Source organism: Paenibacillus phyllosphaerae (genome assembly GCF_014192105.1).
Taxonomy (GTDB): Bacteria; Bacillota; Bacilli; order Paenibacillales; family Paenibacillaceae; genus Paenibacillus_Z; species Paenibacillus_Z phyllosphaerae.
The window spans coordinates 26676-43802 of record NZ_JACHXK010000017.1; the positions used below are offsets into that span (position 1 = coordinate 26676).

Here is a 17127-nt window from a genome sequence, read left to right on the forward strand (position 1 = left end):
TTACCTTTAGGAGGCAATCAACCATGGTAAAAGTAGGTATTAACGGATTTGGCCGTATCGGCCGTAACGTGTTCCGCGCATCTTTCAACAACCCGAACGTCGAAATCGTTGCAGTCAACGATCTGACAGACACTAACACACTTGCACATCTTCTTAAATATGACACGACTCACGGCAAATTCGAAGGCACTGTAGAAGCTAAAGAAGGCGCACTGATCGTAAACGGCAAAGAAATCAAAGTATTCGCTGAGCGTAACCCAGAGAACCTTCCTTGGGCTTCCGTTGGTGCAGAGATCGTCGTTGAATCGACTGGTATCTTCACAGCGAAAGAAAAAGCTGAGCTTCACCTTAAAGGCGGCGCTAAAAAAGTTATCATCTCCGCTCCAGCAACAAACGAAGACATCACAGTGGTTATGGGCGTTAACGAAGAGCAATACGATGCTTCCGCTCACACTGTAATCTCCAACGCTTCTTGCACAACGAACTGTCTGGCGCCTTTCGCAAAAGTGCTTAACGACAAATTCGGTATCGTTAAAGGTATGATGACTACAATTCACTCGTACACGAACGACCAATCCGTACTTGACGTTCCACACAAAGACCTGCGCCGTGCTCGTGCAGCAGCTGAGAACATCATTCCTTCTTCCACAGGCGCTGCTAAAGCAGTTTCCCTGGTACTGCCAGAGCTTAAAGGCAAACTGAACGGTATGGCTATGCGTGTTCCTACGCCTAACGTTTCCGTTACTGACCTGGTAGCTGAACTGAAAGTTAACGTTACAGTTGAAGAAGTAAACAATGCTTTGAAAGAAGCAGCTGAAGGCCCTCTGAAAGGCATCCTTAACTTCTCCGAAGAGCCGCTTGTATCGAGCGACTACAACGGTGACCCAGCTTCCTCCACAATCGACGCGCTGTCGACTATGGTTGTTGAAGGCAACATGGTTAAAGTTATTTCCTGGTACGACAACGAGTGGGGCTATTCCAACCGCGTCGTAGACCTGGCTGCATATATCGCGTCCAAAGGTCTGTAAGAAGACTAATGGGGAAGCGAACGATTCCGCGCGTCTTGAAGAAGAAACGCGGATGACATTCGTTCCACGCACGAAATAGTGACGAAGGAGCTGCTCGCTTGAGACAGCTCCTTCGCTACAGTTTCGAGCACATACTTAAGTACGACAATAGAGACTCGCTTGCATCTTACGAGAAGCGGGTGTTTGAGATATAGGATAGGCAAGTGGAGCGTGGATATAGATATCGGACTTCGAAGCCGTATGGGATCGGGGTCAACATACCGGGAGGGAAACACCGATGAACAAGAAAAGTGTACGCGATGTCGAGGTTGCAGGAAAGCGCGTGTTCGTACGCGTTGACTTCAACGTACCTGTTGAGAATGGAGCAATCACGGATGACAAACGGATCCGCGAGACGCTTCCGACGATCAATTTCCTGATCGAGCAAGGCGCGAAAGTCATTCTAGCAAGCCACATGGGCCGTCCACAAGGCCAAGTGGTAGAAGAACTGCGTCTGTCCGCACAAGCTGTGCGTCTGTCCGAACTGCTGGGCAAACCGGTTGTGAAGGCAAGCGAAGCGGTTGGCGAAGAAGTGAAAGCACAAGTAGCTGCGCTGAACAACGGCGACGTGCTGCTGCTCGAGAACGTTCGTTTCTACGAAGGCGAAGAGAAGAACGATCCAGAGCTGGCGAAGCAATTCGCAGAGCTTGCTGACCTGTTCGTCAACGACGCATTCGGCGCTGCTCACCGTGCCCACGCTTCGACGGAAGGTATCGCACACCATCTGCCAGCTGTAGCGGGTCTTCTCATGGAGAAAGAACTCGACGTGCTCGGCAAAGCGCTTAACAACCCAGAGCGTCCTTTCACAGCTATCGTCGGCGGCTCCAAGGTTAAAGATAAAATCGACGTCATCAACAAAATGATCGAGATCGCGGACAACATCATCATCGGCGGCGGCCTGTCCTACACCTTCTTCAAGGCGCAAGGCCATGAAATCGGTAAGTCGCTCGTTGACAACAGCAAGCTGGATCTGGCACTCGAGTTCATCGAGAAAGCAAAATCCCTCGGCAAGAACTTCCTGATTCCAGTCGACATCGTGGTTGCAGACGACTTCAGCAAGAACGCAAACACGCAAATCGTTGGCGTAGAAGGCATTCCTGCAGAGTGGGAAGGCATCGACATTGGTCCGAAGACGCGTGAAATCTATGCTGACGTGATCAAGAACTCCAAGCTGGTCGTATGGAACGGACCAATGGGCGTATTCGAGATCGAGCCATTCTCCCACGGTACGCAAGCTGTTGCACGTGCATGCGCGGAGACTTCCGGTTACACGGTTATCGGCGGCGGCGATTCGGCTGCAGCGGCTGAGAAGTTCCAACTGGCTGACAAAATGGACTTCATCTCCACTGGCGGCGGCGCTTCCCTCGAGTTCATGGAAGGCAAAGCACTCCCAGGCGTAGTTGCCCTGAACGATAAATAATAATTTTTGGCTGAATGCTGCGTTCACAATCTCCGATTATGATCGCAAACCAATCAGCCTGTTAGGAGCGATAAGAGCATGCGGAAACCGATTATTGCAGGTAACTGGAAAATGTTCAAAACGGTATCCGAGGCGGTATCGTTCTTCGCAGACGTGAAAGGCAAAGCAGAAGTTGACGGCGTTGAGTCCGTCATCTGCGCGCCATACACGACGCTGCCGGCGCTTGTAGAGGCTGCCAAAGGAACGAGCATTGCCATCGGAGCACAGAACCTTCACTTCGAAGATAACGGAGCATACACAGGCGAGATCAGCGGCGTTATGCTGAAAGATCTTGGCGTGCAATACGTTATCATCGGCCACTCGGAGCGCCGTGCATACTTCGCGGAAACCGACGAGATCGTGAACAAGAAAGTCCAAGCGGCATTCAAGCACGGTCTGACGCCGATCGTCTGCGTAGGCGAGAAGCTCGAAGAGCGCGAAGCGGATCAGACGAAAGACGTTTGCAAAGTGCAAACGGAAGCGGCTTTCCAAGGCCTGTCGGCAGCGCAAGCGGCTGAAGTGGTCATCGCTTATGAGCCAATCTGGGCAATCGGCACTGGCAAATCTTCTACTTCCGCAGACGCGGAAGACGTTATCGCTTATATTCGCGGCGTAGTCGAGGGACTCTATGATGCGGCGACTGCAGCGGCTGTCCGTATTCAATACGGCGGCAGCGTGAAGCCGAACAACATCGCGGAGTACATGGCACAGCCAAACATCGACGGCGCACTTGTAGGCGGAGCGAGCTTGGAGCCGGCTTCCTACATCCAGCTGGTCGAGGGGGCGAAGTAAGATGACGGCACCTAAACCAGTTGCGCTCATCATTCTCGACGGCTTCGGCCTGCGGAATGACGTAACAGGCAATGCGGTCGCGCAGGCGAACAAGCCGAACTACGACCGTTATTGGAACACATACCCGCATACGACGCTCACGGCGTGCGGCGAAGCCGTTGGTCTTCCTGAAGGCCAAATGGGCAACTCCGAGGTAGGCCACCTGAATATCGGTGCCGGCCGCGTGGTATACCAAGACCTGACGCGGATCAGCAAATCGATTCGCGAAGGCGAGTTCTACGACAACGAGACGCTGCAAGGCGCAGTCGATCATGCGAAGAAGAACGGCAAGAAGCTCCATCTGTACGGATTGCTGTCCGACGGCGGCGTTCACAGCCACATCGCGCATGTATTCGCGCTGCTTGAGCTTGCGAAGAAGAGTGAACTGAAGGACGTATACATCCATGCGTTCCTGGACGGCCGCGACGTTGCGCCGGACAGCGCCAAAGGCTACCTCGAGCAGCTGCAAGCGAAGATCGAAGAAATCGGCGTAGGCCAAATCGCGACCGTACAAGGCCGCTACTACGCGATGGACCGCGATAAGCGCTGGGAGCGTACCGAGAAATCGTACCGCGCCATGGTATACGGCGAAGGCCCGCAGTACACGAACCCGATCCAAGCCGTCGTCGAATCGTACGAGAAATCGGTATTCGACGAATTCGTCCTGCCTACGGTTATCGTAGGCGAAGAAGGCAAGCCGGTTGCGCTCGTCGAGTCCGAAGATGCGGTCATCTTCTTCAACTTCCGTCCTGACCGTGCCATCCAGCTGTCCCAAGTGTTCACGAACAGCGACTTCCGCGGTTTCGATCGCGGAGACCAAGTACCTGCGAACCTGTACTTCGTCTGTCTGACGCTGTTCAGCGAAACCGTAGGCGGCTATGTTGCGTACAAACCGAAGAACCTTGATAACACGTTGGGCGAAGTGCTCGTGCAGAATGGCAAGAAGCAGCTGCGTATCGCCGAGACCGAGAAATACCCGCACGTCACGTTCTTCTTCAGCGGCGGCCGCGATGTCGAGCTTCCGGGCGAGACGCGCATTCTCATCAATTCGCCGAAGGTTGCTACTTATGACCTGAAGCCGGAGATGAGCGCTTACGAAGTGGCAGCTGCAGCGGTAGCCGAGATCGAAGCCGACAAGCATGACGCTATCATCCTTAACTTCGCGAACCCGGACATGGTTGGCCACTCCGGCATGCTGGAGCCAACGATCAAGGCGGTTGAAGCGACGGACGAGTGCTTAGGCCAAGTCGTGGAAGCGGTGCTGGCTAAAGGCGGCGTATGCCTCATCACGGCGGACCACGGCAATGCGGATATGGTCATCGACCCGAACGGACGTCCATTCACGGCGCACACGACAAACCCGGTTCCATTCATCGTAACGAAGCAGGGCGCTTTGCGCGAAGGCGGCATCCTGGCCGACATCGCTCCGACGATGCTGGATCTGCTCGGTCTGTCGAAACCGGAAGAGATGACGGGCACGACGCTCATTCAAGGTTAAGTAAAGACGGCACCGGGCGCTTGTCCCAGAGCCGCAATATGGTTTACTATAGATTCGTTTGAATAATTTACTAAAGGAGTGTTCTATTCAATGTCTATCATTACTGACGTATACGCACGCGAAGTGCTTGACTCCCGTGGTAACCCTACGGTAGAAGTAGAAGTTCACCTGGAGTCCGGCGGCAAAGGCCGTGCAATCGTTCCATCCGGCGCATCCACTGGCGCTTACGAAGCTGTTGAGCTTCGCGACGGCGACAAATCCCGTTACCTCGGCAAAGGCGTTCTGAAAGCCGTTGACAACGTAAACACAATCATCGCTCCTGAAATCATCGGCCTGGACGCACTGGACCAAGTGCTGATCGACCGTAAAATGATCGAAATCGACGGCACGCCTAACAAAGGCAAGCTGGGCGCTAACGCAATCCTGGCTGTATCGATGGCAGTTGCTCAAGCAGCAGCTGACGCGCTGAGCGTTCCACTTTACACCTACCTGGGCGGATTCAACGCTAAAGTTCTGCCAGTTCCAATGATGAACATCGTTAACGGCGGCGAGCACGCTGACAACAACATCGACGTTCAAGAGTTCATGGTTCTGCCAGTTGGCGCAGAGAGCTTCCGCGAAGCGCTCCGCATCGGCGCTGAAATCTTCCACAACCTGAAATCGGTTCTGAAAGAAAAAGGCCTGAACACTGCAGTTGGCGACGAAGGCGGCTTTGCTCCTAACCTTGGATCCAACGAAGAAGCAATCACAACGATCATCTCCGCGATCGAGCGCGCAGGCTACAAGCCAGGCGTTGACGTATTCCTGGGCATGGACGTTGCTTCCACTGAGTTCTTCAAAGACGGCAAATACCACCTCGAAGGCGAAGGCAGATCCTTCACGCCAGCTGAGTTCGTAGACCTGCTTGCTTCGTGGGCTGACAAATACCCAATCATCACAATCGAAGACGGCTGCTCCGAAGACGACTGGGAAGGTTGGAAACTCCTTACTGAGAAACTCGGCGGCAAAGTTCAACTCGTTGGTGACGACCTGTTCGTTACGAACACTGAGCGTCTGTCCACAGGTATCGAAAAAGGCATCGGCAACTCGATCCTCGTTAAAGTTAACCAAATCGGTTCGCTTACCGAGACATTCGACGCGATCGAAATGGCTAAACGCGCTGGTTACACAGCAGTTATCTCCCACCGTTCCGGCGAGTCCGAAGATAACACAATCGCGGACATCGCGGTTGCTACGAACGCTGGCCAAATCAAAACAGGCGCTCCGTCCCGTACGGACCGCGTAGCGAAGTACAACCAATTGCTTCGCATCGAGGACCAACTCGGTTCGACAGCGCAATACGCTGGCAAGAGCGCGTTCTACAACCTGAAAAACTTCAAGTAAGCTTGAAGTCGGTCAGGCTTGCAGGAGGCTTCTAAAAGCGGCAAAGCCAAGATGACAAAAGAATGTCCCCAAAAGCAGCAATGTTTCGGGTAGGACATCCGCTATAATAAGGAGAGAGGCGTGCAACCGTTGCACAGCTTCTCTCCTTTTTTACTTTTACTTAGTAGTGGTTGGAACCTTAATCTTGCCGTAGGGGTGGTATTGGATGGCGAAGCCGATCGTAGGCTTGCAGCTGTATACGCTGCGTGATCAGACGGAGAAGGATTTTCTGGGTACGATTCGCAAGGTAGCCGATATGGGCTACAAAGCAATTGAATTTGCAGGATACTACAACACGCCGGCGCACGAGATCAAAGCGCTGATCGAAGAGCTTGGATTGGAAGCGCCTTCGGCGCATGTGGGCCTGAATTTCGGCGAGCCGGAGAACATGGCTGCCGATCTGGACAAGCAGATTGCAACAGCCAAGGAAATTGGCATTCAATACATCATCGTGCCTTGGGCACCGCTGCCGGAGACGCCTACCGCGGACGACGTGAAGCACCTGGCGGAAACGCTGCAGAAAGCCGGCAAGCAGGTCACGGAAGCGGGTTTGAAGTTCGGCTATCACAATCATGATTTTGAATTCAAGCTGGTCGACGACAAGACGATTATCGATCATCTGCTGGAGACCGTCCCTGCCGAATATTTGATCGCGGAGTTCGACCTGGGCTGGGTACATATGGGCGGGTATAAGCCGGTCGATTACGTGCAACGCTACGCAGGCAGAGTGCCTCTCGCGCACTTCAAGGATTTCGGGCAAGGACGCCGCGATACCGAAGTCGGCAAAGGCGTCGTCGATCTGAAGAGCGTGCTGAACATCGCCGAGGAAGTCGGCATTCAGTACATGATCGTGGAGCAGGAGGAATTTGCGTCTTCTTCGCTCGAGAGCGCGAAAATCTGCCTAGAGTTTTTCCGCGAGAACGGATATTTGTAAATTTTTTGCTGACAACAAGGCCGGCTTAAGTTGAAAGTTCCATATCTCCTATGATACAATGTACATGCTGTCTATAGGCTGAATCCTCTACGGGATATCGGCTACGGCAAATGCTGATGCTTCTTGCGTTGGAGGTGGAACTGTGGATATTTTCTTCAAAATTTTGCTGGTCATTTTCTCGCTTGGCTTGATCGCAGTTGTATTGCTGCAGAAAGGGAAAAGCGCGGGCCTTTCAGGTGCCATCTCCGGTGGTGCAGAGCATCTGTTCGGGAAGAATAAAGCTCGCGGTCTGGATCTGTTCCTTCAGCGGCTTACGATTGGTCTGGCTGCAGGGTTCTTCATTCTCTCCCTGGTCGTTGCCTACCTCGTGAAATAAGATAGGTGTAAAAGCGGGACGCGTTCCCGCTTTTTTTATTTGTTTAGACGAATCCCGCAATTGTCGGCGCCTTAGCCGATGATCGCGGGATTTTTGGCGTCCACGCTTGCGCGTCGTTTACAAGATGAATATGAACATGGTGCAAATTTGGGAGATGAAAGGAACAATTCCTTATCCTGGGGATGACATGTCCGTAACACTCGGGCACTAGAATAGGGAGCATCAGGCGGAGAAGGGATGATGTTCATGCAACCCTCGGAAGGCAGGCTGCCAGCTTCTTGGCGCCAAGCGGGGAGGCGAAAGCTCGCAGTCAGACAGACATCGCGAAGACGGATGCAGCTGCGGGAGAATGTGATCGGTTATGCGATGCTTGTGCCGTCGCTTCTGTTATTTGCCGTGTTTCTATTCTATCCGCTTGGTAAGTCGATGTACCTTAGTCTGCATTTGACCGATCCGCGAGGACGGATTGCCGCCTATGTGGGCTTCGAGAACTTCACCGCACTCCTTACATCAGACGCATTCTGGAATAGCTTGCGCGTAACCGGGCTATTCACCTTATATACCGTTATACCTGGACTGGTGCTCGGACTAGTGTTGGCCGCATTGACGAGCCGCCCTCGCAGAGGGATGCGGGCATTCCAGCTCGTCTTCTCCATGCCGGTTGCGCTGTCGATCGGAACGGCGGCCGTCATCTGGATGATGCTGTTCCATCCGACGATGGGCATGCTCAACTACTGGCTGTCGCTGGCCGGTCTGGCACCGATCCAATGGTTAACCGATCCGAAGTGGGCGCTCATCTCGATCTCGATCATGACGGTCTGGATGAACTCGGGGTTCAACTACATCATGCTGCATAGCGGCTTGCAGAGCATTCGGGAAGACATTCTGGAGAGCGCAACAATCGATGGGGCTGGGCCGGTCACGTTGTTCGTCCGTATCAAGCTACCGCTGCTCTCGCCCGTGCTATTCTTCCTGACGGTCGTATCGATCATGCACGCGTTCCAATCTTTCGGACAGAGCCACATCCTGACCAAAGGCGGACCTGCCGGATCAACGGAAGTATTCGTCTACTCGATTTACAAAGAAGCGTTCGTCAACTACCAGCTCGGTACCGGCAGCGCGATGTCGCTCGTCCTGTTCATGCTGCTGCTGATCCTGACGCTCATTCAATTCCTGGTGCTCGAAAAGAAGGTGCATTACCAATGACGATTAGACACGGCTGGTCTGCTGCTTTTATGTATATCGCGCTTATCGTGCTGGCGCTTGTCCTCATATATCCGGTCTATTATGCCTTCGCCTCAGCGGTCATGTCGCCTGAGGAATCCAGTCAGTATCCACCGCGGATGTTCCCGTCGCACCTCGACTTCAGCGCGATCCGGTCGGTCGTGGATCTTGTGCCGATCGGGGCGTTCATCCGCAACAGCTTCTTCATAGCGGCAGCCATAACCGTCGGACAGGTGCTGACGGCATCTCTTGCGGCTTATGCGTTCACATTCGTGAAGATGCGTTTCCGCGCGTTCTGGTTCGGCTTGTTCCTGTCGACGATGATGATCCCATGGGAAGTGACGATCATCCCGAACTACATGACGGTCAAGTCGTTAGGGTGGCTCGACAGCTACCCGGGCCTCATCATGCCGTTCTTGGCTTCGGCCTTCGGCGTATTCCTGCTCCGGCAGTTCTTCCTTCAGCTGCCGAAGGAATTGTTCGAGGCCGCGGTGATTGACGGCTGCGGACATTGGCGCTATTTGGCCCGAATCGTCATGCCATTGTCCCGTCCGGCGCTTGCTTCGCTTGCTGTCTATGCCTTCCTGAATGCGTGGAACATGTACCTGTGGCCGCTGCTGGTGACCAGTACGCCGGAGATGCGCACCGTGCAGATCGGCATCAGCATGCTGCAGTTCGAAGAATTCACCGCTTGGAACATCGTGCTTGCCGGGGTATCGCTCGTTCTGTTGCCTTCCCTCATCTTCCTGGTGCTTGGGCTGAAGCAGCTGGTTCAAGGCATTACGGCTGGCGCGGTGAAAGGGTAGCGTATCTACGCGTTGGATCCGCCCATACCGGGTGTGCCATACATATAAAATCTGTGTAGAGAAGGGGAATCGACCATTATGCAAGGAATGAAGCGCAAAGCAGTGCTCCTGACGGCAGTGACGGCAGCAATGATGACCGTGTCCGCATGCGGAACCAACAGCGAGAATACGGCTGGAGAGGTCAATGTCGATCAAGCGACGGAAGCAGCTTCACAGACAGCAGAGGGTTCGATCAATGAAGGAGCGGCACCTGCGGCGGAGACAAGCAAGGAGCCGGTGAAGGTCGTCTGGTGGCACTCCATGGGCGGAGAGCTGGGCAAGGCCGCAACGCAGCTGGTGACGGATTTTAACGCGTCCCAACAGGATATCGTCGTCGAAGAGGTGTACCAAGGCACGTACGACGAGAGCTTGAACAAGATGAAAGCGTCGATGGATGACAAGTCCGGCCCGTCCCTCATCCAGGTGTACGAGATCGGCTCCCGGTTCATGATCGACTCGGGCGCGGTCACGCCGGTGCAGCAATTCATCGACGGCGAAGGCTATAGTCTCGCAGACTTGGAGCCGAATATCGCAAACTACTATACGTTCGACGGCAAGCAATACTCGATGCCGTTCAATACTTCGAACCCGATCCTCTACTACAATAAGACGCTGTTCAAAAATGCGGGCCTGGATCCGGAGAAGCCGCCAGCAACGTTCGAAGAGGTGGCGGAAGCGGCCAAGAAGCTGACGAAAGACGGCGTGACCGGCGGCTCCTTCGCCATCTACGGCTGGTTCATGGAGCAGCTGTTCGCGAACCAGGGCGCGGACTATGTGGACAACGGCAACGGCCGTACAGCGGCGGCAACGGCTTCCTTGGTGAATACGGACGCTGGCGTGAAGACGCTGGAGTGGTGGAAATCGCTCATCGACAACAAGACCATGCTCAACCTGGGCCGTAAAACCGACGATACGAAGAAAGCGTTCATCGCTGGCCAAGTGGCCATGACGCTCGATTCGACGGCAAGCCTTCGCGGCATCGTCGACGGCGTCGGCGACAAATTCGAAGTCGGCACCGCGTTCCTGCCTAAGCCTGCCGCAAGCGGCGACGGCGGCGTGGTCGTGGGCGGCGCGAGCCTGTGGATTCTGAACAACAAGCCGGAAGCGGAGCAGCAAGCGGCTTGGACGTTCATGAAGTATCTGGCCGAACCTGCGACGCAGGCGAAGTGGCATATCAACACCGGCTACTTCCCGATCACGACCAAAGCGTACGACGAACAGATCGTCAAAGATAACCTCGCCAAGTACCCGCAGTTCCAGACGGCGATTGATCAATTGCACGCGACGAAGGCGATGCCGGCAACGCAAGGCGCGGTAATGGGCGTATTCCCAGAGGCGCGTCAGCTGGTCGAGACGGCGATCGAGGAAGCGTTCAGCGGGCAGAAGACGCCGAAGGCGGCGCTGGATGATGCCGCGGCGGCGATCACGGAGAAGATTGCGACCTACAATAAAACGGTGAGCAAGTAAAGGAATTGAAGGAGCGTTCCCCGGCGGCAGCGTTAATGTACTGCCCGGGGCGCTCTTTTTGCTGTTTAGGCGAAGGGTTGTCTGTGTGAAGGAGAGGTATAGATTCGAGGCGGGTTTGGTACGCTTAAAAGGGGAGATTTCACCGCTTTGCGCAAGGGTGTGCAGATTGGTAAATATTTTCGCGCCAAGCGGATGGCACTATCCTTTTTCGTGTATACTGAATCTATATGTAAATCTATCATCCTGATGCTGCATTGAGGCTTCGCTTCAGATGGCGGCGCGCGAGTGGAGGCATTATGATAACGGAGCAAGAACTGCTTGATTTTATGCGGGATACGGCTTATAAGCCGTTGACATATCAGGAACTGGAGGCCGAACTGGGCGGAGGAGACGCACAGTCCTTCAAGGAATTCCTTATCCTGCTCAACAAGCTTGAGAACGAGGGCAAAGTGCTCCGCTCACGGACGGAACGCTATGGTGTCCCGGAGCGCATGAATTTGCTGCGCGGCCGCGTTCAAGCGCATGCGAAGGGATTCGCATTCCTTATTCCGGATGAGAAGGGTCATCCGGATGTGTATTTGCATGCGAACGATTTGAAGACCGCCATGAACGGCGATATCGTGCTGGTGCGCATTACGTCCAAGAGCGAGGGCGGCGGCCGCATGGAAGGCGAGGTCGTCCGCGTCGTGGAGCGTGCGGTGACCCAGGTGGTCGGCACGTTCGAGAATCATGAGGCGTACGGATTCGTCGTTCCGGACGACAAGCGGATTAACCGCGATATTTTTATCCCTAAAGGCGAGTACCTGGGGGCGGTCTCCGGGCAGAAAGTCGTCGTCAAAATCGTCTCGTATCCGGAAGGGCGTTCGGCTGCTCAAGGCGAGATCCTCGAGATTCTCGGCCATAAGGATGATCCGGGCGTCGATATTCTCTCGATCATCCGCAAGCATCAACTGCCGGAGAGCTTCCCGCACGATGTGATGATGGAAGCCGAGGCTGCGCCGGACACGATCACCGAAGAAGAGATCGTAAGCCAAGGACGCCGCGACCTGCGCGACCGCGTTATCGTGACGATCGACGGCGAAGACGCGAAGGACCTGGACGATGCGGTTAACGTCGAGCGTTTGCCGAACGGCAACTATCTGCTCGGCGTCCATATCGCGGACGTCGGCTATTACGTGACGGAGAATTCCTCGCTGGACCAAGAGGCGTATCGCCGCGGATGCTCGGTGTATCTGGTGGATCGGGTTATCCCGATGCTGCCGCATCGGTTGTCGAACGGTATCTGCTCGCTTAATCCGCAGGTCGACCGCTTGACGATGTCATGCGAGATGGAATTCGACGCGACGACGTTGAAGCGGGTACGCCATGACGTGTTCACGAGCGTGATTCGCACGAAGGAACGGATGACGTATTCGAATGTGCGCAAAATCCTGCAGAACGAAGATCCGGAAGTAACCGAACGTTACGCCGAGCTGGTCGATACGTTCAAGCTGATGGAGGATCTCGCGATGCGCCTTCGCTCGATGCGAATGCAGCGCGGGGCGATCGACTTCGACTTCGTGGAAGCGAAAGTCCTCGTCGATTCCGAGGGCAAGCCGACCGACATTATCAAGCGCGAGCGCTCGATCGCCGAGCAGATTATCGAGGAGTTCATGCTGGCGGCGAACGAGACGGTAGCCGAGCATTTCTTCTGGCTGAAGGTGCCGTTCCTGTACCGGATTCACGAGAACCCGGACTCGGAGAAACTGATGACGTTCGTGCAATTCGCGGCGAATTTCGGTTATCAGATCAAAGGCAAAGGCAACAAGATTCATCCGCGCTCGCTGCAGACGCTGCTCGATGAGATCCACGGCAAGAAGGAGCAGACGGTCATCTCGACGATGATGCTCCGTTCGATGAAGCAGGCGCGTTATGAGGCGGAGAGCATGGGCCACTTCGGTCTTGCGGCCGAGTTCTACTCGCACTTCACGTCGCCGATCCGGCGTTATCCGGACTTGGTCATTCACCGCGTTATGCGCGAGGTATTCGAGAACGGCGGCACGCTGACGCCGGAGCGGCTCGATGCGCTCAATCAGCGCATGCCGGATATTGCGCAGCAATCGTCGGAGCGCGAGCGCGTGGCGGTCGAGGCCGAACGGGATACCGAGAAGCTGAAGAAAGCCGAGTACATGCTCGATAAGATCGGCGAGGAATTCGACGGTATCATTAGCAGCGTCACCAGCTTCGGGTTCTTCATCGAACTCGAGAATACGGTCGAAGGCTTGATTCGTCTGAGCGACATGCACGATGACTTCTACCACTTCCATGAGCAGCATATGGTGCTGATCGGCGAACGTACATCCCGGATTTTCCGAATCGGGGACGATGTGCGTATTCGGGTCGAGAACGTCAATATGGATGAGCATACGATCGACTTCGTGCTGGTGGACACAGGCTCCATCAATACCGATCCTAACTTCGAGAGGGCATTGAAGGCAGGACGCGGCGGACGCGGGCAACAGTCCGGTCGCGGTCGCGGCGATCGTAACGGCGGGCGTTCGGATGACCGCAGCGCCGGGCGCGACGATGGACGCGGCGGCAGACGCAGACGCGGCGATGACCGCGTGGCGGCAGAAGGCTCGTCGGATCGCGGCGGACGTGGCGGGCGCCAGGGACAAGGCGGTCAGGGACAAGGCGTTCAAGTTGGCCAGGGCGGCAACCGTCAAGGCGGCCGCGGAGGCCAAGGTCAAGGCGGACAAGGGCAGCGCAAAGGCCAGAGCACCGTCTTCATTCCGGGACGTCGCAATGATAGCGAGCAGCGTCCAGGTTGGAAGCCGGAGGATGATTATAATCTCGATAAGATCCTCGGCGTAAGCGAAGGAGCAGCCGATCAGGGCGGCGCTGCTGCTGATGGCAACCGCAGCGGGGGTTCGCGTTCCGGCGGCGGCAAGCGCAAAGGCGGCGTCCGCACCGATATGTGGGGCCTGCCGATCCTCGGCACCGGCGGCATTATCGATGAAGGCGAGTACGAGCACTTCAACGGCCCGGGCGGCCAACGGAAGAGCCGTTCCGGCGGCGGTAACCGTTCCGGCGGCAACCGCAGCGGCGGTCCACGTGGCGGCGGCCAAAGCGGTCAAGGAGCCGGTAACGGCGGACCGCGCAGCGGCGGCAACACCAATGGCCCGCGTGGCGGTGGCGACGTTGGCGCTCCAGGCGGCGGAGGTAATTCGCGCCGCAAGAAGGCGACCAAGGGCGGCGTATTCAATCCGAACGCGCCGGGCGCCGTGCCGACGGGAGATTTTTCGTCTATAGTAAGCGAATCGTCTGGCGGCAGCCCGAATGGAGAAGTCGGTAATGGCGGCGGAAGCGGCCGTCCGCGCAAGAAGAAGAAATCCGGCGGGAACGGCACGGCTGCTTTCGTCCGGAAGAACCGGAAGTAGGGCCGATGGCTAGGCTGCCGGTTTGAAGTGAAGGGCGGGCATTGCGGGTACGTGATGCTCGCCTTTTTTTCATTGAGGAGGGGTTGTAGGTCCGTATGGGGACAGCTTGCTTTCGTACGGAGAAGTTGTTACAATAGATTCCTAATAATGCCTTTTTGGCGGCGTGCCTGATTGGTTATAACGGCTGCCTCATGGGGTAAAGTTAGAAGAGCAGACAAGGCGAGGTGACTAGCATGGGCAAGAAGACGAACGAGAACAAGCAACTGGCTCAGAATAAGAAGGCTTCCCATGACTATTTCATCGAGGATACGTATGAAGCGGGCATGGTGCTGACCGGCACGGAGATTAAATCCGTCCGCGCGGGTAAAGCGAATATCAGCGACGCGTTCGCGACGATTCGCAACGGGGAGATGTACATTCACAACATGCACATCAGTCCGTTTGATCAAGGCAACCGCCACAACCCAACGGATCCGACTCGTGCGCGTAAGCTGTTGCTTCACAAGGTACAGATTCACAAACTGCTCGGGCAATCGAAGCAGGAAGGCTACGCCATCGTGCCGCTGAAGATTTATGTGCGCAACGGTTACGCCAAGCTGCTGATCGGGCTCGGTAAAGGTAAGAAACAATACGACAAACGCGAAAGCGCGGCGAAGAAAGATGCCCAGCGGGATATCCAACGCGCGCTGCGTGAGAAGCAGAAGGTCGCACGTTAATCGGAGCGATGGGTAAGCTGAACGGTCCATTGGCAATGATGCCAGCGTACCGCCAGTGTAACCAGAATCTCGAGGATACAATCGTGCAGACGATGTGCTATACTAACTAAGCAAGGACGACGCGACATGCGAGATAAGCACGAAGCGTCAGCAAGGAATGCAATGCAAGACAGCTTATGCTCGCTTGATTGTCGAGATGAGCGCTGTACCTGCTAAACGGAACATGAGCGTGTAAGCTCAGACGACGCCGTTTATGCGATATGGGGGCGTTTATGGATTCGACGGGGATAGTACGAGCATGGGTTGCGGGTAGTGGGGACGCGTCCACTTCATCAACGCTAAAGCCTATTAAACGGCAACCGTAATACTTCCTACGCTGTAGCAGCCTAAGAAACTGCACGCGTGCTTCTACCTTGCATCGCCCATGTGCCAGGATAGGGGCTCACATTTAGTGGGATACGCTGTCTAGTCTCCGCCTGGGGCTAGCTGAAGACGACAATCAGGCTGACCTGTAGGATAGCCGGTTACGGGGCGCTCCCACAGGTGACATCAAAACTGTGACTACACCCGTAGATGCCTATGTGGCGTTGTCTTCGGACAGGGGTTCAAATCCCCTCGCCTCCACCATGAAAACCCAGTCCGCGTGAGGACTGGGTTTTGCTATTTCTCAGCGTCGATCTATATACATATGCGATACTTCTTCAGGTTTACGTCATACATAACCACGAATCTCACAATCTCCTATACTTTGTTAGCAGTGGTTATGAACGATCGTTAACCTAGGAGGCGATAAAATTATGATCAACGTTCTCAATATAGATGGACAACCACTTACCCCATGCGTGCTCGATCGGGCGTGGAGGGAAGTTAATAGAGCGCGAGCCGTATGGATCGACGAAGAGACGATCCAATTATTATACAATCCCTTTTTATTTCGTGACTATCGCAAAGCTGCGCTTAAGCGGGATCATTACACCTGCTTGTGGTGCGGGCGTCCCGGCAAGACAGTCGATCACATTATTCCCTCAAGCAAAGGCGGCTCGGATCTCCCCCGAAACTTAATCGCTGCTTGCATGGAGTGCAATACGAAGCGGGGAAGCCGTTCGGCGTTCTCCTACTTTAGAGAAAAGGTATATTCCGCGCCGCATAAGATCAAGTTGTTTTATCGTATTGTGAAAGCGAACGTTCACCATCAGGTGAACTGATGTAGAAGTCAAATTGGAGACGAGCTAGTTTGTTGAAGAAACTCCACCAGCAAAACCCCGACCGCATATGGTCGGGGTTTTGCTACGTTTGGCTATGTTCACGTATTCTTGAAAGGGATAATGATGATTAACCATGTCGACCGTCAAATCCTCGGCGTGTTGTTGATTCATGACCAAATGGTATCCATTGTAGCGAAGGAAAATAACGAGCGCCGTAAAGGCGGTGCGTTGTTTGCGTTCTAAAAGGGATGCTTTTGCCCAAGTTGCTCATATTAACGATCCTTCAAGCCTTTTAATGTGTCATCGTATTCTTCCATAACTTGAGACAATGTATCAAGGAAGTCATGACTGATTCCCGCTGGCAGCCTAACTTTACGAGCTCTGCGAATGATGATTTCGCCATTCTCTTCGTTCACGTCGATGGTTACCGTATCGCCTGCTTCAAGTCCGAGTTGTTTCAATGCCTCGTCCATTGTAAGGCCAAGGCTTTTCCCGAATTTAGTTACTCTTCGCTCCATCTCGATCACCTTGTTCATGTGTTTTTCCTCCTTATTATACTATTCAATTATGAGTACAATCACACGGTTGCAGGGACAGCAATAATCATCAACTCAGATACGTTGCGAGTAGCGGGGGACGCAGATGATTATGAAGTAATGATTGT

The 17127-nt window shown here is 54.6% G+C and carries 14 protein-coding genes and 1 other RNA gene; 14 read left to right on the forward strand and 1 reads right to left on the reverse strand.

What is annotated here, in order from left to right; all coding sequences use genetic code 11:
- Positions 1-23: 23 nt before the first annotated feature.
- The 14 genes from gap (at position 24) to FHS18_RS25870 (ending at position 16463) form a co-directional block, all read left to right on the forward strand.
- A complete protein-coding gene (gene gap / locus FHS18_RS25805; protein ID WP_183603273.1) occupies positions 24-1028 on the forward strand; it encodes a type I glyceraldehyde-3-phosphate dehydrogenase in 1005 nt (334 codons plus the stop codon).
- A gap of 277 nt (positions 1029-1305) precedes the next feature.
- The gene (locus tag FHS18_RS25810; RefSeq protein WP_183603274.1) at positions 1306-2487 is read left to right on the forward strand and encodes a phosphoglycerate kinase; all 1182 of its coding nucleotides are present in this window, start codon (positions 1306-1308) and stop codon (positions 2485-2487) included.
- Positions 2488-2565: 78 nt separating this feature from the next.
- The gene (tpiA, locus tag FHS18_RS25815) at positions 2566-3318 is read left to right on the forward strand and encodes a triose-phosphate isomerase (RefSeq protein ID WP_183603275.1); all 753 of its coding nucleotides are present in this window, start codon (positions 2566-2568) and stop codon (positions 3316-3318) included.
- Position 3319: 1 nt separating this feature from the next.
- A complete protein-coding gene (gene gpmI / locus FHS18_RS25820) occupies positions 3320-4855 on the forward strand; it encodes a 2,3-bisphosphoglycerate-independent phosphoglycerate mutase (RefSeq protein WP_183603276.1) in 1536 nt (511 codons plus the stop codon).
- A 90-nt stretch (positions 4856-4945) separates the two neighbouring features.
- Positions 4946-6238 (forward strand): phosphopyruvate hydratase, encoded by a 1293-nt coding sequence (gene eno, locus FHS18_RS25825; RefSeq protein WP_183603277.1) that lies wholly within the window; start codon positions 4946-4948, stop codon positions 6236-6238.
- A gap of 205 nt (positions 6239-6443) precedes the next feature.
- On the forward strand, positions 6444-7211 hold the full coding sequence (locus tag FHS18_RS25830) for a sugar phosphate isomerase/epimerase family protein (protein ID WP_183603278.1): 768 nt from the start codon (positions 6444-6446) through the stop codon (positions 7209-7211).
- Positions 7212-7353: 142 nt separating this feature from the next.
- Positions 7354-7587 (forward strand): preprotein translocase subunit SecG, encoded by a 234-nt coding sequence (gene secG / locus FHS18_RS25835; protein WP_183603279.1) that lies wholly within the window; start codon positions 7354-7356, stop codon positions 7585-7587.
- A gap of 246 nt (positions 7588-7833) precedes the next feature.
- Positions 7834-8793, forward strand: a complete 960-nt coding sequence (locus tag FHS18_RS25840; RefSeq protein WP_183603280.1) for a carbohydrate ABC transporter permease — start codon at positions 7834-7836, stop codon at positions 8791-8793.
- Entirely contained in the window at positions 8790-9617 is an 828-nt protein-coding gene (locus tag FHS18_RS25845; protein ID WP_183603281.1) for a carbohydrate ABC transporter permease, read from the forward strand. The genes FHS18_RS25840 and FHS18_RS25845 overlap by 4 nt, the downstream gene beginning before the upstream one ends.
- Positions 9618-9704: 87 nt before the next feature.
- Positions 9705-11123, forward strand: coding sequence for an ABC transporter substrate-binding protein (locus tag FHS18_RS25850; RefSeq protein ID WP_409348572.1), 1419 nt, complete (start codon positions 9705-9707; stop codon positions 11121-11123).
- A 296-nt stretch (positions 11124-11419) separates the two neighbouring features.
- Positions 11420-14542: a ribonuclease R gene (rnr, locus tag FHS18_RS25855; protein ID WP_183603283.1), complete on the forward strand. Its 3123-nt coding sequence runs from the start codon at positions 11420-11422 to the stop codon at positions 14540-14542.
- A gap of 233 nt (positions 14543-14775) precedes the next feature.
- Positions 14776-15258 carry an SsrA-binding protein SmpB gene (gene smpB / locus FHS18_RS25860; protein WP_183603284.1) on the forward strand — a complete coding sequence of 161 codons (483 nt, stop codon included), beginning with the start codon at positions 14776-14778 and terminating at the stop codon, positions 15256-15258.
- Positions 15259-15520: 262 nt separating this feature from the next.
- Positions 15521-15885, forward strand: a transfer-messenger RNA (tmRNA) gene (gene ssrA / locus FHS18_RS25865).
- A 170-nt stretch (positions 15886-16055) separates the two neighbouring features.
- Complete coding sequence (locus tag FHS18_RS25870) at positions 16056-16463, forward strand: HNH endonuclease (protein ID WP_183603285.1); 408 nt, start codon at positions 16056-16058, stop codon at positions 16461-16463.
- A 272-nt stretch (positions 16464-16735) separates the two neighbouring features.
- Here the strand turns inward: FHS18_RS25870 and FHS18_RS25875 are convergent, their stop codons facing one another.
- On the reverse strand, positions 16736-16999 hold the full coding sequence (locus tag FHS18_RS25875; RefSeq protein ID WP_183603286.1) for an AbrB/MazE/SpoVT family DNA-binding domain-containing protein: 264 nt from the start codon (positions 16997-16999) through the stop codon (positions 16736-16738).
- Positions 17000-17127 lie beyond the last annotated feature (128 nt).

Coding starts and splice junctions, on each gene's coding strand:
- FHS18_RS25850 (WP_409348572.1), top strand. CDS start 9,705: ATGAAGCGCAAAGCAGTGCTCCTGACGGCAGTGACGGCAGCAATGATG.
- FHS18_RS25810 (WP_183603274.1), top strand. CDS start 1,306: ATGAACAAGAAAAGTGTACGCGATGTCGAGGTTGCAGGAAAGCGCGTG.
- tpiA (WP_183603275.1), top strand. CDS start 2,566: ATGCGGAAACCGATTATTGCAGGTAACTGGAAAATGTTCAAAACGGTA.
- FHS18_RS25830 (WP_183603278.1), top strand. CDS start 6,444: ATGGCGAAGCCGATCGTAGGCTTGCAGCTGTATACGCTGCGTGATCAG.
- rnr (WP_183603283.1), top strand. CDS start 11,420: ATGATAACGGAGCAAGAACTGCTTGATTTTATGCGGGATACGGCTTAT.
- gap (WP_183603273.1), top strand. CDS start 24: ATGGTAAAAGTAGGTATTAACGGATTTGGCCGTATCGGCCGTAACGTG.
- gpmI (WP_183603276.1), top strand. CDS start 3,320: ATGACGGCACCTAAACCAGTTGCGCTCATCATTCTCGACGGCTTCGGC.
- FHS18_RS25870 (WP_183603285.1), top strand. CDS start 16,056: ATGATCAACGTTCTCAATATAGATGGACAACCACTTACCCCATGCGTG.
- smpB (WP_183603284.1), top strand. CDS start 14,776: ATGGGCAAGAAGACGAACGAGAACAAGCAACTGGCTCAGAATAAGAAG.
- FHS18_RS25875 (WP_183603286.1), bottom strand. CDS start 16,999: ATGAACAAGGTGATCGAGATGGAGCGAAGAGTAACTAAATTCGGGAAA.
- FHS18_RS25840 (WP_183603280.1), top strand. CDS start 7,834: ATGCAACCCTCGGAAGGCAGGCTGCCAGCTTCTTGGCGCCAAGCGGGG.
- eno (WP_183603277.1), top strand. CDS start 4,946: ATGTCTATCATTACTGACGTATACGCACGCGAAGTGCTTGACTCCCGT.
- FHS18_RS25845 (WP_183603281.1), top strand. CDS start 8,790: ATGACGATTAGACACGGCTGGTCTGCTGCTTTTATGTATATCGCGCTT.